This window comes from Mycolicibacterium smegmatis, from assembly GCF_001457595.1.
Classification (GTDB): Bacteria; Actinomycetota; Actinomycetes; order Mycobacteriales; family Mycobacteriaceae; genus Mycobacterium; species Mycobacterium smegmatis.
This window is the reverse complement of record NZ_LN831039.1, coordinates 4,946,047-4,971,756: the sequence shown is the minus strand read 5'-3', so window position 1 is coordinate 4,971,756 and position 25,710 is coordinate 4,946,047. Positions and strand designations below refer to the sequence as shown.

Genomic DNA, 25,710 nt, shown 5'->3' with positions numbered 1-25,710 from the left:
CGTGACAACCAGCCCTGGTGCAGTCGACGTCGTGATCGTCGGGGCCGGGCCCGTCGGCCTGACCCTGGCGAACATCCTCGGCGCACAAGGCGTGCGGACGCTGATCATCGAGGAACGCGAAACCCTCATCGACTACCCGCGCGGTGTCGGTCTCGACGACGAGTCGCTGCGCACGTTCCAGTCGATCGGGCTGGTCGACGCGATCCTGCCGCACACCGTGCCCAACCAGATCCTGCGTTTCTACGACGCCAACCGCAGGCTGCTTGCCGAGATGGCGCCGCCGGACGCGCGGTTCGGCTGGCCCAAGCGAAACGGATTCGTCCAGCCCATGGTCGACGCCGAGCTGCTCGCGGGACTGGACCGGTTCGACCACGTCGAGGTGATGTGGGGCCGGCGCATGCAGACCATCGCCGAGGACGCCGACGGCGTCACCGTCGAGGTGTCGGGACCCGACGGGCCGGCGTCGGTGCACGCGCAGTACGTCGTCGGGTGCGACGGTGGTCGCAGCGCCACGCGCCACCTCATGGGTGTCTCGTTCGACGGCACCACGTCGTCCACCCGATGGGTGGTGATCGACCTGGCCAACGACCCGCTCGGGCATCCCAACAGCGAGGTCGGCGCCGATCCGCAACGCCCGTACGCGTCGATCTCGATCGCGCACGGCATCCGGCGTTTCGAGTTCATGATCCACGCCGACGAGACCGACGAGCAGGCCGAGGATCCCGAGTTCGTCGCCGAACTGCTCAGGCCGTTCGTACCGCATCCCGACAGGGTCGACGTCATCCGCAGGCGGGTCTACACCCACCACTCCCGGATCGCGGGATCCTTCCGCAAGGGCCGCATGCTGCTGGCGGGCGACGCCGCGCACCTCATGCCGGTGTGGCAGGGCCAGGGCTACAACAGCGGCATCCGCGATGCGTTCAACCTCGGGTGGAAGCTCGCCGCGGTGGTCAGGGGCCAGGCCGGCGACGCGCTACTGGACACCTACGACGCCGAGCGACGCAAGCACGCACGCGCCATGATCGACCTGTCCACCATGGTGGGCCGCGTCATCTCGCCGACCAACCGCAAGGTTGCGGCCCTGCGCGACAAGCTGATCCGCGGTGCCTCCATCGTCCCGACGCTCAAGCGCTACGTGCTGGAGATGCGCTTCAAACCCATGCCGCGCTACCACGAGGGCGCGGTGTACCACGCCAAACCGCCCACGCCCGCATCCCCGGTGGGCACGCTGTTCATCCAGCCCCGCGTCGACACCCGCGAACAGGACAACGTGCTGCTCGACGACGTCCTCGGCACCGGTTTCGCGGTGTTGTGCTGGAACAACAACCCGCGCACGTTGCTGGGGGAGGCGGCCTTCACCCGCTGGAAGGCGTTGGGCGCGGCGTTCATCGCCGCGCGGCCGTCCACGCAGCTGCACTGGACAAAAGACGACGATCCGGACGTCGTGATCGTCGGCGACCGTACCGGCGCACTCAAGGCCTTCTTCGACGCGCACACCGAGTCGGTCCTGGTGCTGCGCCCCGACCGCTGCATCGCAGGCGCCGACATCGCCCAGCGCGCACCCGAATTGAGCACCGCACTGTTCGGCATCCTGCATCTGAGACAGGGAGGTGAAAACGGTGCCAGTAGCCCTGTGCTGTATGTCCCACAGCCCACTGCTGAATCTTCCGGGACCGTCGGCCGAACTTCTTGACCAGATCACCGACGCGGTCGCCGACGCCAGGAGGTTCGTCGAACAGTTCGATCCCGAACTGGTCGTGACCTTCTCACCCGACCACTACAACGGGTTCTTCTACCGGCTCATGCCGCCGTTCTGCATCGGCACCGCGGCCGCGGGCGTCGGGGACTACGGCACGTACCAGGGGCCGCTGCCCGTCGATGCCGACATCGCCAACGCGTGTGCCCAATCGCTGTGGGAGTCCGGCGTCGACATCGCGATCTCGACGGCCATGGACGTCGACCACGGCACCGTGCAACCGTTGCAGGAACTGTTCGGCGACGCGACCGCGCGCCCGGTGGTGCCCATCTTCATCAACTCGGTGGCCACGCCGCTCGGACCGCTGTCGCGTTCACGCGCCCTCGGCGCGGCTGTGGGCACGTTCCTCGCGACGCTCGACAAACGCGTCCTCATCGTGGGATCCGGTGGGCTGTCACATGATCCGCCCGTACCGACGCTGGCCACCGCGCTGCCCGCGGCGCTCGACCGCATCGTGCACGGCGCGCCCATGACACCCGAACAGCGAATGGCCCGGCAGGAGGCGGTGATCAAGGCCGCGCACGACTTCGCCCACGGCCAGAGCCCGCTGCGCTCCCTCAACCCCGACTGGGACAGGAGCCTGCTGGAGATCTTCGACGAGGGCCGGCTGAGTGATCTCGACGGCTGGACCAACACGTTCATCGCGGGCGAGGGCGGCAACTCCGCGCACGAGATCCGCACGTGGGTCGCGGCGTTCGCGGCGCTGGCCGCCCATGGGGAGTATCAGACCGGCAACCACTTCTACCGGGCGGCACCGGAATTGATCGCAGGCTTCGCAATCAGGACGGCGGTACCGAGCACATGACATCGACCAACTCACCCACCGACGGTTTCGACCACACCGTCGACCTGCTCGTCATCGGGTCCGGTGGTGGCGGGATGACGGCCGCGCTGGCCGGCGTCGCATCGGGTCTCGACACCCTCGTGGTCGAGAAATCACCACAGTTCGGCGGTTCCACGGCTCTGTCCGGCGGCGGCATCTGGGTGCCGGGTGCACCCGCGCAGCGCCGCGAGGGCCACGTGCCCTCACCTGACGGGGTGTTCGAGTATCTCAAGCAGATCACCGGCGGCCTCGTCAGCGACGCACGGTTACGTCAGTACGTCGAGTCCGCGCCGGAGATGATGGATTTCCTCGAGCGCACGAGCAACTGGATGGAGTTCGTGTGGAAACCGGGCTACGCCGACTACTATCCCGAACTCCCCGGCGGCTCGGCGCTGGGCAGCACCATCAACGTGCCCGCGATCGACCTGCGCAAGCTCGGTGACGAGGAACGCAACCTGTTGACCCCACTGGCACTGGCGCCCAAAGGCATCTGGTTCGCACCGAAAGATCTGCGGCTCTTCTACCAGATCCGGCAGAACTGGCGCGGCAAAGCCGTCCTGCTCAAGCTGATCTGGCGGATGTTCCGGGCCCGGGTGTTCGGCGACCGGATGGCCGCCATCGGACAGTCACTGGCCGCGCGCCTGCGCCTGGCGCTCAAGGAGCAGGGCATCCCGCTGTGGCTGAACTCGCCGATGACCGAACTGATCACCGCCGACGACGGTGCGGTGATCGGCGCGGTCGTCGAGCGTGACGGCACGCCGATGCGGATCGGGGCGCGGCGCGGCGTGATCCTGGCCTCCGGAGGCTTCGACCACGACATGGCCTGGCGCAGGCAGTACCTGCCGATCCTGGAGAAGGACTGGAGCTTCGGCAATCCGGCGGCCACCGGCGACGGGATCCGCGCCGGCGAAAAAGTCGGCGGCGCCACCGAGCTGCTGGACGAGGCCTGGTGGTTCCCGGCGATCTGCTGGCCCGACGGACGGCTTCAGTTCATGCTCAACGAACGCATGATGCCGTCGCAGTTCGTGGTCAACGGCGAGGGGAAGCGCTTCATCAACGAGGCCGCGCCGTACATGGATTTCGCGCACGCCATGATCGAGGGACAACAGTCCGGCGTCACGCACATCCCGTGCTGGCTCATCACCGACATCGACTCGTTCCACCGCTACGTCGTGGCCGGGCACCTGCCGATCCCCAAGATCCCGTTCGCGCCCGTGCCCACCGGCCGCAAGGTGCCGCAGGCCTGGCTGGATTCCGGTGTGGTCCAGGAGGGCCGCACCATGGAGGAACTGGCGACGAAAATCGGTGTGCCGCCGCAGAATCTGCGCGCCACGGCCGAACGGTTCGACCAACTCGCGCGCGCCGGGCACGACGACGACTTCAACCGTGGCGACAGCGCCTATGACAACTACTACGGCGACCCGACGCTGCCGAACCCGAATCTCCGCCCACTCGGCAAGCCGCCGTACTACGCGTTCCAGATCATCCTCGGAGATCTGGGCACATCGGGAGGCCTGCGCACCGACGAGTTCGCCCGGGTCCTGCGCTCCGACGAGACCGTGGTGAGTGGTCTGTACGCGGTCGGCAACGCCTCCGCCGCGGTCATGGGGCGCAGCTACGCAGGGGCAGGAGCCACGATCGGCCCGGCCATGACCTTCGGTTACGTCGCGGCCAGACACGCAGCGGCGGGTGAGTCCGCCGGTGAAGTCGCCGGTGAAGCCGCAAAGCCCCACCTCGACAACGCACTTCAGCACCGGATTTCCTAGGAGGAAGCAAGAGTATGAAGATTTCGCTGTTCTACGAGTTCCCGCTGCCCCGGCCGTGGTCGGAGGACGACGAGCACCAGTTGTTCCAGCACGGCCTCGACGAGGTGGAACTCGCGGACAAGGCGGGGTTCTCCACGGTGTGGCTCACCGAGCACCACTTCCTCGAGGAGTACTGCCATTCCACGGCGCCCGAGATGTTCCTGGCCGCGGCCAGCCAGCGCACCGAGAACATCCGGCTGGGTTTCGGCGTCATGCACCTGCCGCCGCCGATCAACCATCCCGCGCGCATCGCCGAACGTGTCGCCACGCTCGACCACCTGTCCAACGGCCGTGTCGAATTCGGTACGGGTGAGGGATCGTCGGTCGCCGAGCTCGGCGGGTTCAACATCGACCCGGCCGACAAGCGCACGCAGTGGGAGGAATCGCTCGAGGTCGCGATCCGGTGCATGGTCGAGGAGCCGTTCAGCGGGTTCAAGGGCGAGCACGTCGAGATGCCCGCGCGCAACGTGGTTCCCAAGCCGTTGCAGAAGCCGCACCCGCCGGTGTGGGTGGCGTGCACGCGTCCGTCGTCGGTGCAGATGGCCGCCCAGAAAGCCATCGGCGCACTGAGTTTCGCCTACACGGGCCCCGAGGCACTCAAGGAACGTGTGGACGGCTACTACAAGGAATTCGAGGAGCAGGGCGCGCCCGTCACGCCTGCCATCAACCCCAACATCCTCGCGATCGGCGGCGACCTGTCGATGATGGTGGCCCGCACCGACGAGGAAGCGCTCAAGCGGCTCGGCATCGGCGGAGGCTTCTTCTCGTTCGGCATCATGCACTACTACCTGACCGGTATGCACACGCCCGGCCGCACCAAGGTGTGGGAGCGTTACGAGCAGGCGGTCGCCGACGATCCGACGCTCGCCTACGGACCCGGCCGCGGTGCGATCGGTTCACCCGAGACGGTGCGCGAGTTCCTGCGTGGTTACGAGGCCAGTGGGGTCGACGAGATCATCCTGCTGCTGAACCCGCGCAGCCACGAGGGCACCATGGAGTCCATCGAGATCATGGGCAAGGAGATCCTGCCGGAGTTCATCGAACGCGACGAAAAAGCGGTCAAGGACAAGGCCGAGCGCCTGGAGCCCGTGGTCGAGAAGGTCGAGTCGCGCAGGCAGGGTTCGGACGCACCGCTGTTCGACGAGACCTACGCGTTCGGCGGCCTGCCCACCGGGCGGGGTGGCAAGTTCACCGCGGGTGAGATCCCCGAGGCCATGGCCGAGATCAACGAGGGCCGCGTCAAGGCCGCGCAGGCCGAGAAGGCCGCGCGCGAAGCTGCCGGCTGAGCGGTGGCCGCACTCGACGCGCTGGTGCGCTACGACGGTAGGCACGTCGTCGTCACGGGCTGTTCCTCGGGGATCGGCGCGAAGGTGACCGATCAACTCCGCTGCCTCGGTGCGCGCGTCACCGGGCTGGACCTGCGCGCGCCGGATTCCGGCGCCGGGCCGGACGCGTTCTGCGAAATGGACCTCGCCGACCCGGACTCCGTGGACGCAGCCGCGGCCGCGATCGACGGGCCGGTGCACGCGCTGTTCAACGTGGCCGGGGTGTCCTCGGGCATCGGCAACCCGCTGCTCGTGGTCCGGATCAACTTCCTGGGCACCCGCCAGTTCACCGAGGCACTCGTGGACCGCATCGCCGTCGGCGGGTCGATCACGTCGGTGTCGTCGTTGGCCGCGTCGTCGTACCGCGAGAACCGCGCGGTGATAGCGGGTCTGGTCAGCACCGGGTCGGTGGACGAGGGACTGCGGTGGTGCGCCGAGAACCCCGACGCGCTCGCCGACGGCGGCTACCGGCTGTCGAAAGAGGCGATCATCCTCTACGGCATGTCGAAGGCCGTAGAACTCGGCGCCCGCGGGATCCGCGTCAACTGCACCGGGCCGGGGGTGACGGACACGCCGATCCTCGATCAGCTGCGCTCGGCGTACGGCCAGCAGTACCTCGACTCGTTCACCACGCCGCTCGGCCGCAACTCCGAGCCCGACGAACAGGCCGCGCTGCTGGTGTTTTTGGGCAGCGCGGCAGCCAGTTACGTGACCGGACAGGTGATCTGGGCCGACGGCGGCATCATCGCCCAGCGCGAGACCGCCCTGATCGAGTCCACCCGAGCCACACAGGAGAGCTGAATGCCCGCGAGTATGACGGACTTCCGCCGCGTCGCCCACGACGTCTGCAACTGGGGACGGTGGGGCGAGGCCGACGAACTGGGGACGCTGAACTTCATCACGGCCGACAAGGTCGCCGAGGCCGCGTCCCTGGTGAAACAGGGCAAGGTGTTCGCCCTCGGTGCCGACTTCGGCTCGGCGGGCCCGCAGGGCGCGTTCCAGTTCCGGCAGAACCCCACCCACGTGATGACCGTCGACGGCGGCGACGCCGCGACCCTGACCAAATACGGGCCGCAGTGGTTGCTGAACTCGGTGGCGCACCAGGTCAGTGAGTTCTTCGTGGACAACCCGTTCCGGTTCAACGACGACATGATCGTGATGCCGTTGCAGGCGGCCACGCAGTGGGATGCGCTGTCGCACGTCTACTACGAGGACCGGTTGTACAACGGCTTCCCGGCCGATTCGGTCACGAGTTTCGGCGCGTTCCACTGCAGCATCGACAAGGTCGACGTCAAGGGCATCACGAGCCGCGGTGTTCTGCTCGACGTCGTGCGCCACCGCGGCGCCGAGGTGTTCCTCGAACCCGGAAACCCCGTCACGCCACAGGAACTCGACGCCGTGGCCGCGGCACAGGGCGTGCAAATCAGGCGCGGGGACATCGTCGTCGTGCACACCGGATGGTGGACACGGTTCCTGTCCGCCGGCGACGGGGCCGAACCCGGATCCGGTCTGGACTGGCGGTGTGCCTCATGGCTGCACGATCACGAGGTCGCGGCCGTGGCCGCCGACAACCTCATGGTCGAGGATCCCGACCCGGCATCGGGTGTGGAGGGCACGTTCTTGCCGATGCACATGCTGTGCCTGCGCGACATGGGCCTGATGCTCGGCGAGTACTGGGATCTCACCGCGCTGTCGGCCGACTGCGCCGCCGACGGTGTGTACGAATTCCAGCTCATCGCACCGCCGTTGCGGGTCACCGGGGCCGTGGGGTCACCGGTCAACCCGATCGCGATCAAGTGAACGAGCCAGATGTGGCTGTGGACTTCGAACGTAAGACCATCGTCGTCGACGGGTTGACCACCGCCTACCTGGAGGCCGGGGACCCGGCACGTGATGCGGTGGTGCTGCTGCACGGCGGCGAGTTCGGGGTCAGCGCCGAGCTCGGCTGGGAACGCACCATCGGTGCGCTCGCTACCGACCACCACGTGCTGGCCCCGGACATGCTGGGGTTCGGCGGCAGCGCCAAGGTCGTCGACTTCACCGACGGCCGCGGCATGCGGATCCGGCACATCGCGCGGTTCTGTGCCCAAATGGGCGTGAAATCGGCGCATTTCGTGGGCAACTCGATGGGCGCGATCAACCTGCTGGTCGACACCACCTCGGATGCGCCACTGCTGCCGGTGCGCTCGCTCGTGGCGATCTGTGGTGGCGGCGAGATCCAGCGCAACGAGCACATGGCTGCGTTGTACGACTACGACGCGACCTTGGAGGGCATGCGGCGCATCGTGGCGGCGCTGTTCGCCGATCCGTCGTACCCGGCCGACGAGGACTACGTGCGCCGACGCTACGAGTCGAGCATCGCGCCGGGAGCGTGGGAGGCACTGGCTGCGGCCAGGTTCCGTCGGCCGGGTCTGGAACCGCCCGCCGCGCCGTCGAGTGCCCGCGCCTACGAGCGCATCGGCGTACCTGTGCTGATCGTCGAGGGGGAGCGGGACAAGCTGCTGCCGTCGGGGTGGGCCGCACAGATCGCGGCCCAGATCAGCGGAGCCACAAGCACCGTCGTCGCCGACGCGGGGCACTGCCCACAGATCGAGCAACCGGACACCGTGAACCGGTTGCTGTCGGACTTCCTGAAAGAGGTGTCATGAGCGAATTGGCCGGGCGGGTGGCGGTTGTCACCGGAGGCGCATCCGGGCTCGGTGAGGGACTGGTCCGCCGGTTCGTCGCCGAGGGAGCGCAGGTGATGATCGGCGACGTCGACAAGGACCGCGGCACCGCACTCGCCGAGGAACTCGGCGCGCACACCGAATTCCTCACGACCGACGTGGCAGACCAGGAGCAGGTCGCCGCGCTGGTGTCGGCCGGCGTCGAACGCTTCGGCGGACTGCACGTCATGGTCAACAACGCCGGCGTCTCGGGCACCATGCACCGGCGTTTCCTCGACGACGACCTGGCCGACTTCCACAAGGTCATGGGCGTCAACGTGCTGGGTGTCATGGCGGGCACGCGGGAGGCGGCCCGATACATGGCCGAGAACGGGGGCGGTTCGATCCTCAACCTCACCTCGATCGGCGGTATCCAGGCCGGCGGCGGCGTGATGACCTACCGCGCCTCCAAGGCCGCGGTCATCCAGTTCACCAAGTCGGCCGCGATCGAGCTCGCGCATCACGAGATCCGGGTCAACGCGATCGCACCCGGCAACATCCGCACGGCGATCGTGGCGAAATCCGCGTCGGAGGAGGACCGGCAACGCATCGAGGAGTTCGAGGCCAACATCCGGGCCCAGATGCGGGCCGACCGGCCGCTCAAACGCGAAGGCACGGTCGAGGATGTCGCCGAGGCCGCGCTGTACTTCGCCACCGACCGGTCGCGCTACGTCACCGGCACGGTCCTGCCCATCGACGGTGGGACGGTGGCGGGAAAGGTGATCGTCCGCAAAGAGAAGAACTGACCGCCGAGACTACGCATCTTGGCGCGCAAACGCCGTTTTGCCGCCAACAACCGTAGTGCCGGCGGGCTTGAAAGGGGGCTCAGATAATTCAATCGCTTGACTTAAAGCATGTGACCCGGTTCACTGGACTGGTGACCACAGCCAGCCGGACAGCGAGTCGGTCGGCTCGGGCCGACCGGGCCAGCAGCACACAAGAGGCCATCCTCAAGGCCGCCGAACGGCTCTATGCCGAACACGGCGTGTTCGCGGTGTCCAACCGCCAGGTCAGCGAGGCTGCCGGGCAGGGCAACAACGCCGCGGTGGGATACCACTTCGGCACCAAGACCGACCTGGTGCGCGCGATCGAGCACAAGCACCGCGGCCCGATCGAATACCTGCGTGAGCAGATGATCGACTCGGTGCAGGGCTCGACCGACCTGCGTGGCTGGGTCGGCTGCCTCGTACGCCCGCTGACCGATCACCTTGCCGCACTTGGCAACCCGACCTGGTACGCGCGGTTCGCGGCGCAGGTGATGACCGACCCGGCCTACCACGACATCGTGGTGCGTGACGCCCTCAGCTCGCCGTCGCTGGTGCAGGTCGTCGAGGGAATGAACAGCTGCCTGCCGGAGCTGCCCGCCGAGATCCGGGCCGAACGAAACATCATGGCGCGCAACCTGTTGATGCACAGCTGCGCCGACCGCGAACGCGCCCTCGCCCAGAGTGCACCCGTTGCGCGTTCGTCATGGCAGGGCGCGGCGTCGGGCCTGATCGACGCGATCGTGGGCCTGTGGTTGGCGCCGGTCACCGGAGGAGACGAGTAAGCAGTGAAGGTTTCCGTCGACCAGGACAGGTGCGTCTCGTCGGGACAGTGCGTGCTCAACGCGGGCGAGGTGTTCGACCAGCGCGACGACGACGGCGTCGTGGAGCTGCTCGACGACAGCCCCGACCCCGACCAGGAGGACAACGCGCGTCGCGCAGCGGCGGCCTGCCCGGCCCTGGCCATCGAGATCCACGACTGACACAGACCGATCCCAGAGGAACACACCGACACATGTCCGAGACCCTGACGCAGCCCAGCGCTACCGACATCCCCGGATACCCCATGGAGCGCGCGGCCGCGTGCCCGTTCGCGCCGCCGCCACAGATGCTGGACATGAACAAGGCCAAAGGCCTGTCCCGCGTGCGGATCTGGGACGGCAGCACGCCGTGGCTCATCACCGGCCACGAGGAGGCCCGGGCGTTGTTCGCCGACTCCCGGGTGAGCGTGGACGACCGTCGTCCGGGCTTCCCACACTGGAACGAGCACATGCTGGCCACGGTGCACAAGCGGCCGCGGTCGGTGTTCACCTCGGATGCCGAGGAGCACACCCGGTTTCGCCGGATGCTGTCCAAGCCGTTCACGTTCCGGCGCGTCGAGGGACTGCGTCCGGCCATCCAGAAGATCACCGACGAGTGCATCGACGCGATCCTCGCCGGACCGCAGCCGGCGGACATCGTCGACAAGCTCGCGCTGCCGGTGCCCACGGTCGTGATCAGCGAGATGCTCGGCGTCCCATACGAGGACCACGAGTTCTTCCAGGAGCACGCCAACGCAGGCCTGGCCCGCTACGCCGCCGCGGATGCCATGCAGAAGGGCGCGATGAGCCTGCACCAGTATCTGATCGACCTGATCGAGAAGAAGCAGGCCGAGCCCGCCGAGGACGCCGTATCCGATCTGGCCGAGCGCGTCACGGCCGGTGAACTCAGCGTCAAGGAGGCCGCCCAGCTGGGCACGGGCCTGCTGATCGCCGGGCACGAGACCACGGCCAACATGATCGGCATCGGCATCCTCGCGCTGCTGGAAAATCCCGAACAGGCCGACTTCCTGCGCAATGCCGAGGATCCGAAGGTGATCGCCAACGCGGTCGAGGAACTCATGCGCTACCTGTCGATCATCCAGACCGGGCAGCGCCGCGTGGCGGTCGAGGACATCGAGATCGGCGGCGAGACCATCAAGGCCGGCGAGGGCATCATCATCGACCTGGTGCCGGCCAACTGGGATGCCAAGGCGTTCCCCGAGCCCGACAAGCTGGACCTGACCCGCGACGCCGGGCAGCAGCTCGGCTTCGGTTACGGCAGGCACCAGTGCGTGGGCCAGCAGCTCGCGCGCGCCGAACTGCAGATCGTGTTCCACACCCTGCTGCGCCGCATCCCGACGCTGCGCCTGGCGATCCCGCTCGAGGAAGTGCCGTTCAAGCACGACCGGCTCGCCTACGGCGTGTACGAACTTCCCGTCGCCTGGTGATCCGCGACGCCTCCCACCAGTCAGATTGGAGTCACCCTGATGTCCGTCGCCACTCAAACCCTCTATCCGCCCGAAGGTTTCGGCGCTCCCAAACACCGCAGAGGCCACGCGTCGCCGGACGGACTGTCCAGCCTCCCCAAGGGCACCGAGGTCTTCTCGGCCGACAACCACATCTCGGTTGCCGACGACATCTTCTACGACCGGTTCCCCGAGGAACTCAAAGGCGCCGCGCCGCGCATCTGGTACGAGGACGGCGCGTACATGGTCGGCATGAAGGGCAAGGCGTGGACCGGAGGTGACTTCGGCCGCGTGCTCATGCAGTACGACGATCTGGCCGGCGCCGCGTCCAACAACATCAGCGCGCGCGTGCGGGAACTCAAAGAGGACGGCATCGACAAGGAACTCGCGTTCCCGAATGCTGTACTCGCCTTGTTCCATTACCCGGACAAGGCCATCCGCGAGCGCGTGTTCCGCATCTACAACGAGCACATCGCGGCCCTGCAGGAGGAGTCCAAGGGCCACTTCTACGGCGTCGGCCTGATCAACTGGTGGGATCCGTCGGGTACGCGCAGCACGCTCGAGCAGCTCAAATCCCTTGGCCTGCGGACGTTTTTGCTTCCGCTGAATCCCGGTAAGGACGACGAGGGCAACATCTACGACTACGGCAGCACCGCGATGGATGCCGTGTGGGACGAGATCGAGGCGTCGGGCATCCCGGTCAGCCATCACATCGGGGAGACCCCACCCAAAACGCCGTGTGAGAACAACAGCGTCGTGGTGGGCATGATGGTCAACGTCGACTCGTTCCGCGAGCAGTTCGCCAAGTACGTGTTCTCCGGCATCCTCGACCGCCATCCCGAGCTCAAGATCGGCTGGTTCGAAGGCGGCATCGCGTGGGTGCCCACGGCACTGCAGGACGCCGAGCACATGTTGGCCTCCTACCGGCACATGTTCAACCACGAACTGCAGCACGACATCCGGCACTACTGGGACAAGCACATGTGTGCGTCGTTCATGGTCGACCCGCTGGGCCTGCGGCTCATCGACGACATCGGCGTCGACAACGTCATGTGGTCAAGCGACTACCCGCACAACGAGTCCACGTTCGGATACTCGGAGAAGTCGCTGGCCACCGTGGTCGACGCGGTCGGCCCGGAGAACGCCGTGAAGATCGTGAGCACCAACATCCAGAAGTTCCTGGGGCTGCAGTGACTCCAGCGACGACATTCACCCACAGCGGCGTCACCCAGATCGCCCGCACCGGGCTGAGGTGGCTCGACATCCCGGCCGAACCGGACTTCGCGCGGTTGCGGCGGGACGTGTCGGCGCGGCTGCACACGGCGATGTCCGAGCAGGGTGTCGACGCGCTCGTCCTGCTGGGCAACAGCAACGTGATGTACGCGACCGGGATTAGCTGGCCGCTCGCCGACGCCGGACTGTCGCACGTCGAACGACCCGTGGCCGTCGTCCTCGCCGACGACGAGCACCCGCACCTGTACCTGCCGTTCCGCGAAGGTGCGGCCATGGAGTCAGGGGTGCCCGACGACCACCTGCACGGGCCCGTCTACCTCGAATTCGACGAGGGCGTCGAGCAGTTCGGCAAGATCCTGGCCGGCCTGGTGCGTGCCGGGGCCACCATCGCGGTCGACGAACTCACCGGCGCGATGCGCCGCGCGGGCACCGCGCTGTTCCCGCAGGCGCCCGTCGACGCGGCGGCGACCATCGGCGCGGCCAAGATCGTCAAGACCGTGGACCAGATCTCGGCGCTGCGCCGGGCCACCCAGATCACCGAGCAGGCCGTCGCCGACATCCAGAAGTCGGTGGCACCCGGCGTGCGCCAGATCGACCTGTCGGCCGAATTCGTCCGCCGTTCCTTCGAACTCGGCGCGACCACCAACATGTTCGACTCGATCTGGCAGGTCATGCCCGCCTCGCGCGCCGACGGCACGTGGACCACGCACGGTGATCTCGCGCTGCCGCTGCTGACCACCGAACGCGAACTGCGCCACGGCGACGTGTTGTGGACCGACGTGTCGATCGCCTACCACGGTTACTGCTCCGACCACGGCCGCACCTGGATAGTGGGGCAGGATCCCACGCCCGCGCAGCAGCGCCAGTTCGACAGGTGGCGTGAGATCGTCGACGCCGTGCTGTCGGTGACGAAGGCCGGTGCCACGTGCGGCGACCTGGGGCGTGCGGCCACGAAGGCCGCCGGTGGGCAGAAACCGTGGCTGCCGCACTTCTACCTGGGCCACGGCATCGGCACCAGCGCGGCCGAGATGCCCATGATCGGAACCGATCTGGGCCAGGAGTGGGACGACAACTTCGTGTTCCCCGACGGCATGCTGCTGGTGTTCGAACCCGTGGTGTGGGAGGACGGCACGGGTGGTTACCGCGGCGAGGAGATCGTGGTGGTCACCGAGGGTGGCTGGATGCCGTTGACCGCTTATCCGTACGACCCCTACGAGGTGTCCAGTGGGAATTGACATCGAGGCCGACAACCGGGCGCTGCGCGTGAGCCGGCGCGAACGCGCGCTGGCACAGATGGAGGCCTACGACCTCGATGTGCTGGTGCTCGGCAGGCAGGCCAACGTCCGCTACATCTCGGGCGCACCGCAACTGTGGGTTGTCGGAACCCGTCCGTTCGGGCCCATCTGCACCTACGTACGCGAGACGGGTGAGATCCACCTCAACAGCACATGGGACGAGGGCATCCCCGAGGAGATCCCGCACGAGAACCTCTACGGCCTGGCCTGGAACCCCATGACGCTCATCGGGGTGCTGCAGAACATCAAGGGCACCGCGACCGCGCGCCGCGTCGGAACCGACGCCCTGACACCGACATTCGCCAAGCTGCTGCCCATGGCGTTCCCGCAGGCCGAACTCGTCGACGGCGAGCAGGCCATGCGCGATGCCCGCCGCATCAAGACGCCCGAGGAGATCGAGGCGCTGCGGTGGGCGCTGTCGATCGCCGAGAAGGGACTGGCTGCCGGTGTCGCAGGTGTCCACGCGGGTACCAGCGAGCAGGCGCTCTCCGGCGCGATCCTCGAAGCCGAGGCCGCAGGCGGCGTCAGCACACCGGCGACGCAGGACGCGGCGTGGGTCACCTCCAAGGAGCATCCGTGGCGCCGCGCCGGGGGCGACGGCCGGGTGCGTGACGGGGACCTGGTGGCGCTCTCGGCCGGTGTGCTGGCCGACGGCTACGTCGCCGAGGTCGCGCGCACGCTGTACGCGGGTGAGCCGAACGACGCCGTCCGGGCGCTGTACCGGCGACGGGATGACCTGTGGGACAGGCTCGCCGGCGCGTGCCGCCCCGGCAGGCCCACCAGCGCGCTGCTCGACGCCTACGAGCAGGCGGGTGAACCGCTGCCCGCGATGCCCGTCGCGCACGGCCTCGGGTTGGGTTTCGACCCGCCCGTGGTGTCACCGGCCCTGCGGGCCACGGCCGACGGCGAACGTTTCGAGGAGGGCATGGTGCTCGCCGTCACCAGTTACGTGTGGGAGGCCGGCATCGGTGCGGTGTTCACGCGCGACGCCGTCGTCATCGGCGCCGACGGTCCCGACGTGCTGACCACCGTCCCGGTATACGGAGAGGCTGTCCATGGCTGAGCGGCCGACGCCGGAGGAGATCATCCTCTACGACAAGGATCCCGAGACCAAGATCGCGACCATCACGTTCAACCGGCCCGAGTTCCTCAACGCGCCCACGTCGATGGCCCGGTTGCGGTACGCCGACGTGCTGCGCGCGGCCAACGCCGACAACGACGTCAAGGTCGTCGTCATCCGCGGGGTGGGGGACAACCTGGGCAGCGGCGCCGATCTGCCGGAGTTCATGGAAGGCAATGACAATCCCGCGGTGCGCCTGGCCGAACTGCGCCTGGAGGACGACGGCGTAGGCGAGGTCACGTATCCGCCCCGGGGCACGTTCCGCAACGGCGCCACGATCTCGGCGTGGTACGCCAACTCGCAGGCCGGCAACCGCGCGCTGCAGGACTTCAAGAAGATCAGCATCGTCGAGGCCAAGGGCTACTGCTACGGCTGGCACTTCTACCAATGCGCCGACGCCGATCTCGTGATCTCCAGCGACGACGCGCTGTTCGGGCATCCGTCGTTCCGCTACCACGGCTGGGGTCCGCGCATGTGGACGTGGGTGCAGATGATGGGGCTGCGCAAGTTCCAGGAGATGGTCTTCACCGGCCGCCCGTTCACGGCCGCCGAGATGTACGACTGCAACTTCCTCAACAAGGTCGTGCCGCGCGACCGGCTCGAGGCCGAGGTGGACAAGTACGCCACGGCGTGTGCGCGGAACCGCCCCGTGGACACCGTGTTCCAGCAGAAGATGTTCTTCGAGATCTTCAAACAACAGCAGGGCGAGTACATGGGCAGCCTGCTGAGCGCGTTCTTCGAGTCCATGGGCAACGGCGTCGCCAACGACAGCGACGACGACCTCGACATGTTCGAGTCGATCGACTCGGGACTGTCTGCCGCGGTGAACGACAACGACAGCAGGTTCCCACCCGAGTTCCGCCTCTCCAAGAAGAACCGGGCGAAACCCTGACACCCATGACTGCACCGCTTGAGGGCTACACCGTCCTCGACCTCACGAGCGGCATCGCCGGGGGATATGCCACCAAGCTCATCGCCGACGGCGGCGCCGACGTCGTGAAGGTCGAGGCGCCCGACGGTGATCCGCTGCGGCGGTGGTCGGCCTCGGGCGCGGCGATCGAACCCGGCCGCCACGGTGCGCTGTTCAGCTTCCTGGCGGGTGGCAAGCGCAGCGTCGTAATCGGTCCCGACGACGGTCTCGACCTGCTGGACCGGCTGGCGGGTTCGGCCGACGCCGTGGTGTGGTCACCGGAATCGGCGTTGGCACAGAAGGTCTCGCCACGCGAACTGTACGAGCGGTATCCGCATCTGGTGGTCACCGCGATCACGCCGTTCGGTCTCGACGGGCCGTGGTGCGACCGGGCCGCCACCGAGTTCACGTTGCAGGCCTGGTCCGGCGGTGCCATCGGGATCGGCCGGGGTGTGCAGGACCGCGCGCCGGTCACGATCGGCGGGCAGGTCGGTGAATGGCTCACAGGTGCCTACGCCGCGGCGATGACGCTGTCGTTCCTCACCCGCAGGCACCGCGATGGCCACGGGGAACTGATCGACCTGTCGAAGCTCGAATCACAGATCCTGGGCCTCACGTACTATCCCGTGACCTACTTCGAGATGCTCGGCAGGCCGTGGCGCACCGAGCGCCGTCCCACCGTTCCCGGGGTCGCGCAGGCGGCCGACGGCCTGGTGGCACTGGGATGCGGTACCGCTCAGCAGTGGTGGGACCTGTGCGCGATGTCGGGCCACGACGAATGGATCGACGAGACCACCGAACTGACCATCACCGAGCAGGCCAACCTGCACGCCGAGGAACTCTACGCGTGGCTGCGCGAACAACGCGTCGACGACGTGCGTGACCTCGCGTCGGCGTTCCGCATCCCGAACTCACCCGTGGGCAACGGCGAGAACGTCACGCGCATGGACCATTTCGTCGAGCGTGGCAGCTTCGTGCACCACCCCGACGGTTTCACCGCGCCCAACCATCCCTACCGGCTCGATGGCGTGGCGCTGCGGCCGCCCACGGCCGCACCGAAACTCGGCGCGCACACCGACGCGGTCCGTGCCGCGACACGCGCGCCGCGCCCGGCCCCGGCCGGTCCGCCCGCACGTGACCGCCTGCCGTTCTCGGGTCTGCGCGTGCTGGACATGACGACGTTCTGGGCCGGGCCGTCCTGCACGCACATCCTCGGGATGCTCGGGGCCGAGGTCATCCACGTCGAATCCACGGTGCGCCCGGACGGAACCCGCCTGATCGCGGGCATCCCCGCCTCTGAGGAGCAGTGGTGGGAGCGCTCACCGATCTTCAGCGCGCTCAACACCAACAAGCTGGGCATCACCCTCGACTTCCAGACCGAGCCGGGCCGGGACCTGTTGCGCCGCGTGATCGCGACGTCGGATGTGGTGGTGGAGAACTTCACGCCGCGCGTCATCGACCAGATCGGGCTCGACTACGACGCGGTGCGTGCCCTGCGTGACGACATCATCATGCTGCGCATGCCGGGCTTCGGGCTCGACGGGCCGTGGCGCGACAATCCCGCGTTCGCCTACATCATCGAAGACGCCTCGGGCCTGAGCTGGCTCACCGGGTTCAGCGACCGCACACCGTTCGAGCCCTATTCGGTGGGCGACCCCAACGCGGGCATCCACGCGCTCACCGCGCTGCTGCTCGCACTCGAACACCGGCGGCGCACCGGGCAGGGAACGCTCATCGAGGCCGCCATGGTCGACGCGGCGCTGCACATCGCCGCCGAGCAGGTGATCGAGTTCTCCGCTCACGGTGCGTTGTTGCAGCGCGACGGCAACCGCGGGCCCACCGCGGCCCCGCAGGGGTTGTACCGCACGGTCGACATCGACGAGTTCGGCCGGCCCGACAGCTGGGTCGCGATCGCGGTGGGTACCGACGCGCAATGGGAGGCTCTGCGTCGTGTGATCGGCGACCCGGAGTGGGCGTCGGATCCCGAGCTGTCCACCCACACGGGTCGCCGAACCCACCACGACCGCATCGACAAGGAGCTCGCCACCTGGTGCGCACCACGTAGCGGTGACGAGATCGTCGAGACCCTGTGGCCCGCCGGTGTACCCGTGGCCAAGGTCATGCAGCCGCACCGCCAGCTCGAGCTGGAGCAGTTGCGACACCGGCGGTTCTTCGAGTTCGTCGGGCACCCGGTGAACCCGGCCGCCGCGCACAGCACCCTGCCCGTCTCACTGGCCAACGGACCCAAGGAGTTCCATCGCAGGCCCGCGCCGCTGCTGGGGGAGCACAACCACGAGTTGCTCGCCAAACTCGGCCTCGGTGACGACGAGATCACGGCGCTGGCCGAGCACGGGGTCATCGGGACCGAACCGGGTGCCGCCAAACGCGTGACGCGCTGAGTCAGGGCGTGCGATGCTCGAAAGCCATGGCCATCAATCCATCTGACATCCTGCTGACCGGTCGTGTGGCGGTGGTGACCGGCGGTGGGGCCGGGATCGGCCGTGGCATCGCCGAGGGTTTGGCGGCCTTCGGCGCCCGCGTCGCGATCTGGGAGCGCGATCCTGAGACCTGCGAGGCTGCAGCGCGGGCCGTCGGGGGTGTGGGGATCGTGACCGACGTGCGGGATGCGGATCAGGTGGACGCCGCGCTGGCGCAGACCACCTCGGAACTCGGGACCGTGAGCATCCTGGTGAACAACGCAGGCGGTGTGTTCGCGTCACCGCTGTTGGAGACGACCGAGAACGGTTGGGATGCCCTGTACAAGGCGAATCTGCGCCATGTGCTGCTGTGCACGCAGCGCGTGGCCCGCGATATGGTGGCGGCCGAGATGCCTGGCAGCATCATCAATCTCACGTCGATCGAAGGTGTTCGCGCGGCGCCGCGTTACGCCGCGTACTCGGCGGCCAAGGCCGGCGTGATCAACTACACGCTCACCGCGGCGTTCGAGCTCGCGCCGTACGGCATCCGCGTCAACGCGCTCGCGCCCGATCTCACCGTCACCGACGGTCTGCTGGCGCTGTCCGGTGGGCGACAGCCCGGCGGGGATGCGATACCCATGAAACGCCCCGGCCATGTCGATGAGATGGCCGGGGCGGCAGTGTTTCTGGCGTCGGGTATGTCGAGTTACATCACCGGCCAGACCCTTCATGTCGATGGCGGCACCCAGGCTGCGGGCGGCTGGTATCACCACCCGCAGACCGGTGCCCCCACGCTCGGGCCGGGCTAGGGACCGGCCCTACTTGAGGCAGCTTCCCGCGTCGACCGGCAACGTCACGCCCGTGATGTAACGGGCCTCGTCGGAGGCCAGGAACAGCACGGCGTTGCTGATGTCGATGGGCTCGACCCACGGGATGGGCAACGTGTGGAACATCTGGCAGATGGGGGCCATGTCGTCGGGGCCCGGGTTCTCCAGGTCGGGACGGAACATCTTGAAGGTGCCCTCGTTGTGCAGCATCGGGGTGGCGACGTGCGTCGGGTGCACGGTGTTGACGCGGATGTTGTGCTGCCCGAGTTCCACTGCGAAGCCCCGCATGAGGCCCACCACGCCGTGCTTGGCGGCCACGTAGTTGCCGCAGTGCGGATAGGCCTTCAGCCCGCCTACCGAACTGGTCAGGACGATCGACCCGCCGCGTCCGCCCGCGACGATATGGGGGACACCGGCTTTCACAGACTTCCAGACACCGGACAGATTGATGTCGATCATCTCGTCCCAGTCCTCCTCGGAGGTCTGGTCGAGGGTGTCGCCGCCGTTGCCGATGCCGGCGTTGGCGACGATGATGTCGAGCCTGCCGAGCTGCTCGACACCGCTGTCGACAGCGGCCTTGATGGCCGCGGCGTCGCGCACGTCCACCTCCGCGGTGACGACGCGGCGGTCGAGTCCCTTCACCAGGTTCGCGGTCTCGGCAAGGTCATCGGATGTCGATGCCGGGATGGCGGTTTCGGCGCCGGGGCGAATGGGGCCGCAGATGTCGATGGCGATGATGTCGGCGCCTTCCTGCGCCAACCGCAGTGCGTGACTACGGCCCTGGCCGCGGGCCGCGCCGGTGACGAATGCGACCTTGCCTTCCACCCGTCCAGACATTGGTTACCTCTGTTCTGTAGCTCGGTATGCCGGTGCCGATCGACGAAACTGTGCACCTGCTCAGCACTCTGTCACCGGCGTACCCACGGTGTCAACGACAGACTCGTTTTCGGCATCATTGCTCTCTCACAGCAAGAATCAGGTTCTCATGCATCGCTGTCCAGAGCAGCGAAACGGACGCTTCACAACACATGCTCAGCAATGCTGAGCGACTGCACAACAGAAAAGAATGGCAACATGCGTTGTCGAAATTGTGCGGGCGGCGGAAAGGGATCGGTCGGAGAAACCATTCCCGTGACCGGCATCACGCCCAAGGAGTAATGGCTTCTGACGCGCGGAGAACGTGGTTCTCAGGCGGGCGGATCGGCTGAGAAGCCGTGCGCGACGAAGTCCCAGACCTCGTCGGCCGTGATGGGATTGGGCGTGGACTCGTCGGCCCCGCCACTCGACTGCGCGACGAACATGACGGTCTGCATCGTCATCGCGGCCATGCGCTTCGGGTTGATGCCCTCGCGGAGGAGGCCGGCCTCGCCCGCCTCTTCCATCAACTCGGTGAGCAGGGCCAGCAGCGGCGCGTGCGCGACTTTGACCTCGGACGGATGGGACACCAGAAGGCGCGGTGCGAAGTCGGTGAACAGCGGCCGCTTGGCGGCCGGATCCGGCCGGGACGACTCGAACAGCAGCTGGATGGCCACTTTGAGACGTTCCAATGGGTCCGAATGGCTCGCGGTCGCGGCGCGGATCTGGTCGGCAGAGCGGCTCAGCGCGTCCTCGAAGAGTGCGAGCAGCAGTTCGTGCTTACCGTCGAACTGCAGGTAGAAGCTGCGCAGTGACTGCCGGGAGCGGTCGACGACCTCCTGCACCGTGAAGTCGGTGCTGCCTTTTTCGATGATGATCGCCTGGGCGGCGTCCAGGAAGCGCTGTACTCGCTGGGCGGCGCGCAACTTCGCGGTTTTGATCGACCGCTCGACCGCCCGCTGCTTCCATGCGGGTTCTTCGCCGGCGCTGGTCACGGACGGCTCAGATGCTTGTCGAGTCGGGAGAGCATGGATCGACTGTACCGGAGAACGCCTTGCCATAGTGGTCCCAGACCCCCTCGCGGCCAACGTGTCGGAGATTGTAACTTTCGTATACCGAGAATAGTATTCTCGGCACGGGAATCCTAGAAGGTCTTCGAGAAGAAGGCCCTCTCATGCACCCGTCCTGCATCCGGCGCCCCGAAGGGACCCACGTGTACATCGACTACGGCGTCGCCGACTCGATCGCGACCATCACGCTCAACCGCCCCGAGGCCGCCAACGCGCAGAACCCCGAACTGCTCGACGAACTCGACGCGGCCTGGACCAGGGCCGCCGAGGACAACGAGGTCAAGGTCATCATTCTGCGGGCCAACGGAAAGCACTTCTCCGCCGGGCACGATCTGCGTGGCGGTGGTGAAGTGCCCGAGAAGATCTCACTGGAATTCATCATCCAGCACGAGGCCAGGCGCTATCTCGACTACACGCTGCGCTGGCGCAACGTGCCCAAGCCGTCGATCGCGGCCGTCCAGGGGCGCTGCATCTCGGGTGGTCTGCTGCTGTGCTGGCCGTGTGATCTGATCCTGGCGTCCGACGACGCGCTGTTCTCCGACCCGGTGGCGCTCATGGGCATCGGTGGCGTCGAATACCACGGTCACACGTGGGAACTCGGCCCGCGCAAGGCCAAGGAGATTTTGTTCACCGGGCGCGCGCTGACGGCGGAGGAGGCCGAGCGCACCGGCATGGTCAACCGCGTCGTCGCGCGTGACGAACTCGACGCGCAGACCCGCGAGCTGGCCGAACAGATCGCCACGATGCCGCCGTTCGCACTGCGCCAGGCCAAGCGGGCCGTGAACCAGACACTCGACGTGCAGGGCTTCTACGCGGCCATCCAATCGGTCTTCGACATCCACCAGACCGGGCACGGCAACGCGCTGAGCGTCAGCGGTTGGCCGGTGCTGGTCGACATCGAGGAAATGAAGGCCAACATCAAGTAGGGCGCCATGCCCCGGCGCCTGCGGCGTGAAGCTAGACCTGCGCCATGCGCGGCGCGGTGCCCCTGGCGCGCATACCCGATCCGGCCTTGCGCGTGAGTTCGCGTGCGTTGCCCAGCAATCCGTCGAGCACCAGCACCCGCTCGACGTGGGTGTGCAACTCGTGTTCTGCGGTGAAACCGATGCCGCCCAGCACCTGCTGGCAGTGCCTGGCCGCGGTCAGCGCGGCCTTGCCCGCGGCGGCCTTGGCCAAAAGCGAGGTGAGGTCGACGTTGTCGGCGTTGGGCTGGCTCAGGGTCGCCTCGGCGCCCTCGATGGCCACGAGCGTCTCGGCGAGCCGGTGACGCACGGCCTGGAACGTCGCGATCGGCGCGCCGAACTGCACGCGGTCCATCGCGTGCTGACGCGCCAGCGCCAGCATCGCGCGTGCCGAGCCGACGAGCCACCAGCCCAGGGCCCTGCGGGCCTCCGAGATCCGCAGCAGTTGCCCGTCAGGCACCTTGCGCAGCGGCAGCCCGCCCAACGTGGGGTTGGCGCTGTCTGCGCTGTCCGTGCTGTCTCTGCGCTCCCACACGACCCAGCCACCACCCGCATACGGCATCGGCGGAGTGCCGCCCGGCAGCCCGCCGATGGTCTCCAGCAGCACGTCGTTGAGAACCGAGGCGTGTGAACCGGTTTCGCCCAGCAGCCGGAACACCAGCGGCATGGCGACCTCGGGCATGTCGCTGAGCATCTCGGCCCAGCCCAGTTCGGCCAGCGCGGCGTCGAGCTTCGCGCCGGACGCCGACAGCATGGTCTTGCGCAGCGTCTCTTCCAGCAGGCCTAGCGATTCGGCGTCCATGTCCGTCATCCCTTCGGGAGGTCCAGTAGGCGGTGCGCGATGATGTTGCGCTGCACCTCGGCGGTACCGCCGTAGATCGTGGCCGCGCGCGAGTACAGGTACTCGGTGCGCCATTCGGAATCCTCGAGTTCGATCACGCCGGGCAACAGATTGCGGGCCGTGTCGTAGAGCAGTTGTTCGGCGTTGGCCAGCAGCACCTTGTCGATCGAGGTGTCCGGACCCAGCTTGTGCCCCTCGGCGAGTCTGCGCTGTGTGGCCGCCGACCGGCAGCGCACGGTGTGCAGGGCCAGGTAGACCTCGCCCAGATCCGAATCGACGACCTGGCCCTGGCGTTTGACGGCCTCGATGAGCGCGTCGAACCGCGAGTACAGGTACGCGATGCGCTGCCAGAAGCATGTCGAGCGCTCGTACGGCAGCAGGGCCATCGCGAGTTGCCAACCCTGGCCGGGGTTTCCGAGCATGCGGCCCGCGTCGACCTCGACGTCGTCGAAGTACACCTCGCAGAATTCGTCGACGTCGTGCATGGTGCGCAACGGCCGCACGGTGATGCCGGGTGTGTCGAGGTCGACGAAGAACGCCGTGATCGCCTGGTGGTTCGGGGTGCCTGCGTCCCCGGTGCGGGTCAGCAGGATGCACCGTTGCGAGAACTGCGCGAAGCTCGTCCACACCTTCTGGCCGTTGATGATCCACTTGTCACCCTTCTGGGTGGCGCGCGTGGTGATCGAGGCGAGGTCGCTGCCCGCTCCGGGTTCGGAAAACCCTTGGCACCACTGTTCGTCGCCGCGCAGCAGCTTCGGCACCATCTCGGCGGCGAGTTCGGGGTGGGCGTAGTCGATCATGGTCGGCGCGAGCACCTCCAGCATCGACCACGGACCGGGTTCGGCCAATCGCCGGCCCACGATCTCTTCGCCGACGATGGCGCGCAGCACGTCCGGGCCACCCAGCCCACCGGCGGTCTCGGGCCAGCCGTAGCGACCGAAGTCTGCGTCGTACAGCGCGCGCTGTACCCGGCGGAACTGGGTCATGTGCGCTTCGAGCGAATGGTCCTCGGGTGGCGTGAGGTCGGTCCGGCCCAGCCAGTCCTGCAGCGCCGTGCGGAATGCGGTGGGGTCGTGGAGTTCGGTCATCTAAGCTTCCGGCCTGCCGATGGCGTGCGGACGGCCGTGGTCGTGGTCGCCGTTACGCCGGATGAACGTCATGGAACGGGTTTTCAGGCGCCAGCCGTCGGCCGTGCGCTCATACGTGTCGCGGTAGTAGCCGATGCGCATGTCGTGCGTGGAGTGCTCGATGAAGCACAGTGGCTGGGTCCCGGTGGCGGTATCAGCGCCCTGCACCAGGTCCACGAGCGCCGTGCCGGTCATGAACAGGCCCTTGGGCGCTGCGTCGACGAGCACCGGGAACCGGTTGAGGGTGTACGTCTCGCCGAACGCGCTGTAGGTGCCGTCGGGCGTGAAAACGCTTATCAGACCGTCGATGTCGCCCTGGGTGATGGTGACCGCATACTTCGCGAGCAACTGCTGGATCTCGACGAGATCCTCGGTGCGTGTCGGGGCGTCAGTTGGCTTTGTCATTGCGGAAGACCTTACCGCCTTTCATTACAAAGTCTACGTTTTGTGTAACGCTGATGTCTTCCAGCGGGTTGCCCGGCACCGCGATGATGTCGGCCAGCAGGCCTTCGGCGAGGCGGCCGCGGTCGGTCACGTTGATCAACTCGGCCGCGGTCACGGTGGCCGCTTTCAGCACGGCCGCAGGCGGCAGGCCCCACTGCACCAGCGTGACCAGTTCGTCGGCGTTGCGGCCGTGGGGGATGGCCGGGGCGTCGGTGCCGATAGCGATCTTGACGCCGGCCTCGTACGCGGCCTTGATCGACGTGCGCGCCTTGGGGAACATCTCGGCGGCCTTGGCCTGAAGCTCCGGTGGCGCCTTGGAGACGTCCATGTACTCGGCGAGCCGACGCGTCGACACCAGGAACCGGTCGTGCGCCACCATCATCTCGATGGCCTCGTCGTCCATGAGGAAGCCGTGTTCGATGCAGTCGATGCCGCAGTCGATCGCGTGTTTGACGGCCTCGGCGCCGTGCGTGTGTGCGGCGACCCGCAACCCGCGCCGGTGTGCCTCGTCGACGATGACACGCAGCTCTTCGTCCGAATAGTGTTGTGCCCCGGCCTCTCCGGTCAGTGACATCACACCGCCCGAACAGCACACCTTGATCAGCTGTGCGCCGTGCTTGATCTGGTAGCGCACGGCCTTGCGGATCTCGTCGACGCCGTTGGCGATGCCCTCCTCGACGGTCAGTTCCAGCACGCCGGGCATGAACGCGGCGAACATCGTGGGATCCAGGTGTCCACCGGTCGGGGTGATCGCGTGGCCTGCCGGGATCACGCGCGGTCCGTCGATCCACCCCGCGTCGATCGCCTTGCCCAGCGCGACATCCAGCAGGTAACCGCCGGTCTTGACGAACAGGCCGAGGTTGCGCACGGTGGTGAAACCGGCCCGCAGCGTGCGGCGCGCGTTGCCCACGGCGCGCAGCACACGGGTGGGGGGATCGTCCTGTACCTGCGACAGCCCGGGATTCTCACCGCGCCCGCCCATGAGGAGGTTGACCTCCATGTCCATCAGGCCGGGCAGCAGGATGGCATCCCCGAGGTCGATGACCTCGCCTTCGGCCGGGCCGCCGATGCCGACTATGCGGTCGCCCTCGACGCGCACGACACCGGGGCGGATGAGTTCCCCGGTGTCGACGTCGACGAGACCCGCAGCTTTGAGGGTCAGCAC

At 67.5% G+C, this 25,710-nt stretch carries 24 protein-coding genes; 18 read left to right on the top strand and 6 right to left on the bottom strand.

Annotated features, from left to right (window positions below; translation table 11 throughout):
* Position 1 precedes the first annotated feature (1 nt).
* From AT701_RS23770 to AT701_RS23690, 17 genes are all read left to right on the top strand, one after another.
* On the top strand, positions 2 to 1,693 hold the full coding sequence (locus AT701_RS23770) for a bifunctional 3-(3-hydroxy-phenyl)propionate/3-hydroxycinnamic acid hydroxylase (protein WP_058126720.1): 1,692 nt from the start codon (positions 2 to 4) through the stop codon (positions 1,691 to 1,693).
* Complete coding sequence (locus AT701_RS23765) at positions 1,641 to 2,561, top strand: 3-carboxyethylcatechol 2,3-dioxygenase (RefSeq protein WP_058126719.1); 921 nt, start codon at positions 1,641 to 1,643, stop codon at positions 2,559 to 2,561. The genes AT701_RS23770 and AT701_RS23765 overlap by 53 nt, the downstream gene beginning before the upstream one ends.
* Entirely contained in the window at positions 2,558 to 4,345 is a 1,788-nt protein-coding gene (locus tag AT701_RS23760; protein WP_058126718.1) for an FAD-binding protein, read from the top strand. The genes AT701_RS23765 and AT701_RS23760 overlap by 4 nt, the downstream gene beginning before the upstream one ends.
* Positions 4,346 to 4,359: 14 nt before the next feature.
* Positions 4,360 to 5,670, top strand: coding sequence for an LLM class flavin-dependent oxidoreductase (locus AT701_RS23755; RefSeq protein ID WP_058126717.1), 1,311 nt, complete (start codon positions 4,360 to 4,362; stop codon positions 5,668 to 5,670).
* A gap of 3 nt (positions 5,671 to 5,673) precedes the next feature.
* Positions 5,674 to 6,510, top strand: coding sequence for a coniferyl-alcohol dehydrogenase (locus tag AT701_RS23750; RefSeq protein WP_058126716.1), 837 nt, complete (start codon positions 5,674 to 5,676; stop codon positions 6,508 to 6,510).
* On the top strand, positions 6,511 to 7,509 hold the full coding sequence (locus AT701_RS23745) for a cyclase family protein (RefSeq protein ID WP_058126715.1): 999 nt from the start codon (positions 6,511 to 6,513) through the stop codon (positions 7,507 to 7,509). It abuts the gene before it with no gap.
* A gap of 17 nt (positions 7,510 to 7,526) precedes the next feature.
* Positions 7,527 to 8,357 carry an alpha/beta fold hydrolase gene (locus tag AT701_RS23740; RefSeq protein WP_011730140.1) on the top strand — a complete coding sequence of 277 codons (831 nt, stop codon included), beginning with the start codon at positions 7,527 to 7,529 and terminating at the stop codon, positions 8,355 to 8,357.
* Entirely contained in the window at positions 8,354 to 9,160 is an 807-nt protein-coding gene (locus AT701_RS23735; protein ID WP_058126714.1) for an SDR family NAD(P)-dependent oxidoreductase, read from the top strand. Before AT701_RS23740 ends, AT701_RS23735 begins: the two co-directional genes overlap by 4 nt.
* A gap of 110 nt (positions 9,161 to 9,270) precedes the next feature.
* Positions 9,271 to 9,963 (top strand): TetR/AcrR family transcriptional regulator, encoded by a 693-nt coding sequence (locus AT701_RS23730; RefSeq protein WP_058126713.1) that lies wholly within the window; start codon positions 9,271 to 9,273, stop codon positions 9,961 to 9,963.
* A gap of 3 nt (positions 9,964 to 9,966) precedes the next feature.
* Entirely contained in the window at positions 9,967 to 10,161 is a 195-nt protein-coding gene (locus AT701_RS23725) for a ferredoxin (protein ID WP_058126712.1), read from the top strand.
* 32 nt (positions 10,162 to 10,193) lie between these two features.
* Positions 10,194 to 11,426, top strand: coding sequence for a cytochrome P450 (locus AT701_RS23720; RefSeq protein WP_011730137.1), 1,233 nt, complete (start codon positions 10,194 to 10,196; stop codon positions 11,424 to 11,426).
* A gap of 39 nt (positions 11,427 to 11,465) precedes the next feature.
* Positions 11,466 to 12,638, top strand: a complete 1,173-nt coding sequence (locus tag AT701_RS23715; protein WP_058126711.1) for an amidohydrolase family protein — start codon at positions 11,466 to 11,468, stop codon at positions 12,636 to 12,638.
* Positions 12,635 to 13,912 carry a M24 family metallopeptidase gene (locus tag AT701_RS23710; RefSeq protein WP_058126710.1) on the top strand — a complete coding sequence of 426 codons (1,278 nt, stop codon included), beginning with the start codon at positions 12,635 to 12,637 and terminating at the stop codon, positions 13,910 to 13,912. Before AT701_RS23715 ends, AT701_RS23710 begins: the two co-directional genes overlap by 4 nt.
* Positions 13,902 to 15,035 (top strand): M24 family metallopeptidase, encoded by a 1,134-nt coding sequence (locus tag AT701_RS23705; protein WP_058126709.1) that lies wholly within the window; start codon positions 13,902 to 13,904, stop codon positions 15,033 to 15,035. Before AT701_RS23710 ends, AT701_RS23705 begins: the two co-directional genes overlap by 11 nt.
* Entirely contained in the window at positions 15,028 to 15,984 is a 957-nt protein-coding gene (locus AT701_RS23700) for an enoyl-CoA hydratase/isomerase family protein (RefSeq protein ID WP_011730133.1), read from the top strand. Before AT701_RS23705 ends, AT701_RS23700 begins: the two co-directional genes overlap by 8 nt.
* A 5-nt stretch (positions 15,985 to 15,989) precedes the next feature.
* Positions 15,990 to 18,401 carry a CaiB/BaiF CoA-transferase family protein gene (locus tag AT701_RS23695; RefSeq protein WP_058126708.1) on the top strand — a complete coding sequence of 804 codons (2,412 nt, stop codon included), beginning with the start codon at positions 15,990 to 15,992 and terminating at the stop codon, positions 18,399 to 18,401.
* 26 nt (positions 18,402 to 18,427) lie between these two features.
* The gene (locus AT701_RS23690; protein WP_011730131.1) at positions 18,428 to 19,228 is read left to right on the top strand and encodes an SDR family NAD(P)-dependent oxidoreductase; all 801 of its coding nucleotides are present in this window, start codon (positions 18,428 to 18,430) and stop codon (positions 19,226 to 19,228) included.
* Positions 19,229 to 19,237: 9 nt separating this feature from the next.
* Here AT701_RS23690 and AT701_RS23685 read toward each other — a convergent pair whose 3' ends face one another.
* Positions 19,238 to 20,083, bottom strand: a complete 846-nt coding sequence (locus tag AT701_RS23685) for a mycofactocin-coupled SDR family oxidoreductase (RefSeq protein WP_011730130.1) — start codon at positions 20,081 to 20,083, stop codon at positions 19,238 to 19,240.
* Between the two features lie 350 nt (positions 20,084 to 20,433).
* A complete protein-coding gene (locus AT701_RS23680) occupies positions 20,434 to 21,162 on the bottom strand; it encodes a TetR/AcrR family transcriptional regulator (RefSeq protein ID WP_036453560.1) in 729 nt (242 codons plus the stop codon).
* Between the two features lie 152 nt (positions 21,163 to 21,314).
* On the opposite strand from AT701_RS23680, the gene AT701_RS23675 reads away from it, so the two are divergent.
* A complete protein-coding gene (locus tag AT701_RS23675; RefSeq protein WP_003896244.1) occupies positions 21,315 to 22,097 on the top strand; it encodes an enoyl-CoA hydratase in 783 nt (260 codons plus the stop codon).
* A gap of 31 nt (positions 22,098 to 22,128) precedes the next feature.
* Here the strand turns inward: AT701_RS23675 and AT701_RS23670 are convergent, their stop codons facing one another.
* The 4 genes from AT701_RS23670 to AT701_RS23655 are packed head-to-tail and all read right to left on the bottom strand — an operon-like array spanning position 22,129 to position 25,710.
* Positions 22,129 to 22,944, bottom strand: coding sequence for an acyl-CoA dehydrogenase family protein (locus AT701_RS23670; protein ID WP_014878162.1), 816 nt, complete (start codon positions 22,942 to 22,944; stop codon positions 22,129 to 22,131).
* Positions 22,941 to 24,062, bottom strand: coding sequence for an acyl-CoA dehydrogenase family protein (locus AT701_RS23665; RefSeq protein WP_003896242.1), 1,122 nt, complete (start codon positions 24,060 to 24,062; stop codon positions 22,941 to 22,943). The genes AT701_RS23670 and AT701_RS23665 overlap by 4 nt, the downstream gene beginning before the upstream one ends.
* Positions 24,063 to 24,506: a nuclear transport factor 2 family protein gene (locus AT701_RS23660; RefSeq protein ID WP_003896241.1), complete on the bottom strand. Its 444-nt coding sequence runs from the start codon at positions 24,504 to 24,506 to the stop codon at positions 24,063 to 24,065.
* Complete coding sequence (locus AT701_RS23655; RefSeq protein WP_011730128.1) at positions 24,490 to 25,710, bottom strand: metal-dependent hydrolase family protein; 1,221 nt, start codon at positions 25,708 to 25,710, stop codon at positions 24,490 to 24,492. The genes AT701_RS23660 and AT701_RS23655 overlap by 17 nt, the downstream gene beginning before the upstream one ends.

Coding starts and splice junctions, on each gene's coding strand:
- AT701_RS23665 (WP_003896242.1), bottom strand. CDS start 24,062: ATGACCGAACTCCACGACCCCACCGCATTCCGCACGGCGCTGCAGGAC.
- AT701_RS23660 (WP_003896241.1), bottom strand. CDS start 24,506: ATGACAAAGCCAACTGACGCCCCGACACGCACCGAGGATCTCGTCGAG.
- AT701_RS23685 (WP_011730130.1), bottom strand. CDS start 20,083: ATGTCTGGACGGGTGGAAGGCAAGGTCGCATTCGTCACCGGCGCGGCC.
- AT701_RS23760 (WP_058126718.1), top strand. CDS start 2,558: ATGACATCGACCAACTCACCCACCGACGGTTTCGACCACACCGTCGAC.
- AT701_RS23755 (WP_058126717.1), top strand. CDS start 4,360: ATGAAGATTTCGCTGTTCTACGAGTTCCCGCTGCCCCGGCCGTGGTCG.
- AT701_RS23745 (WP_058126715.1), top strand. CDS start 6,511: ATGCCCGCGAGTATGACGGACTTCCGCCGCGTCGCCCACGACGTCTGC.
- AT701_RS23690 (WP_011730131.1), top strand. CDS start 18,428: ATGGCCATCAATCCATCTGACATCCTGCTGACCGGTCGTGTGGCGGTG.
- AT701_RS23680 (WP_036453560.1), bottom strand. CDS start 21,162: ATGGCAAGGCGTTCTCCGGTACAGTCGATCCATGCTCTCCCGACTCGA.
- AT701_RS23700 (WP_011730133.1), top strand. CDS start 15,028: ATGGCTGAGCGGCCGACGCCGGAGGAGATCATCCTCTACGACAAGGAT.
- AT701_RS23670 (WP_014878162.1), bottom strand. CDS start 22,944: ATGACGGACATGGACGCCGAATCGCTAGGCCTGCTGGAAGAGACGCTG.
- AT701_RS23715 (WP_058126711.1), top strand. CDS start 11,466: ATGTCCGTCGCCACTCAAACCCTCTATCCGCCCGAAGGTTTCGGCGCT.
- AT701_RS23765 (WP_058126719.1), top strand. CDS start 1,641: ATGTCCCACAGCCCACTGCTGAATCTTCCGGGACCGTCGGCCGAACTT.
- AT701_RS23720 (WP_011730137.1), top strand. CDS start 10,194: ATGTCCGAGACCCTGACGCAGCCCAGCGCTACCGACATCCCCGGATAC.
- AT701_RS23735 (WP_058126714.1), top strand. CDS start 8,354: ATGAGCGAATTGGCCGGGCGGGTGGCGGTTGTCACCGGAGGCGCATCC.
- AT701_RS23695 (WP_058126708.1), top strand. CDS start 15,990: ATGACTGCACCGCTTGAGGGCTACACCGTCCTCGACCTCACGAGCGGC.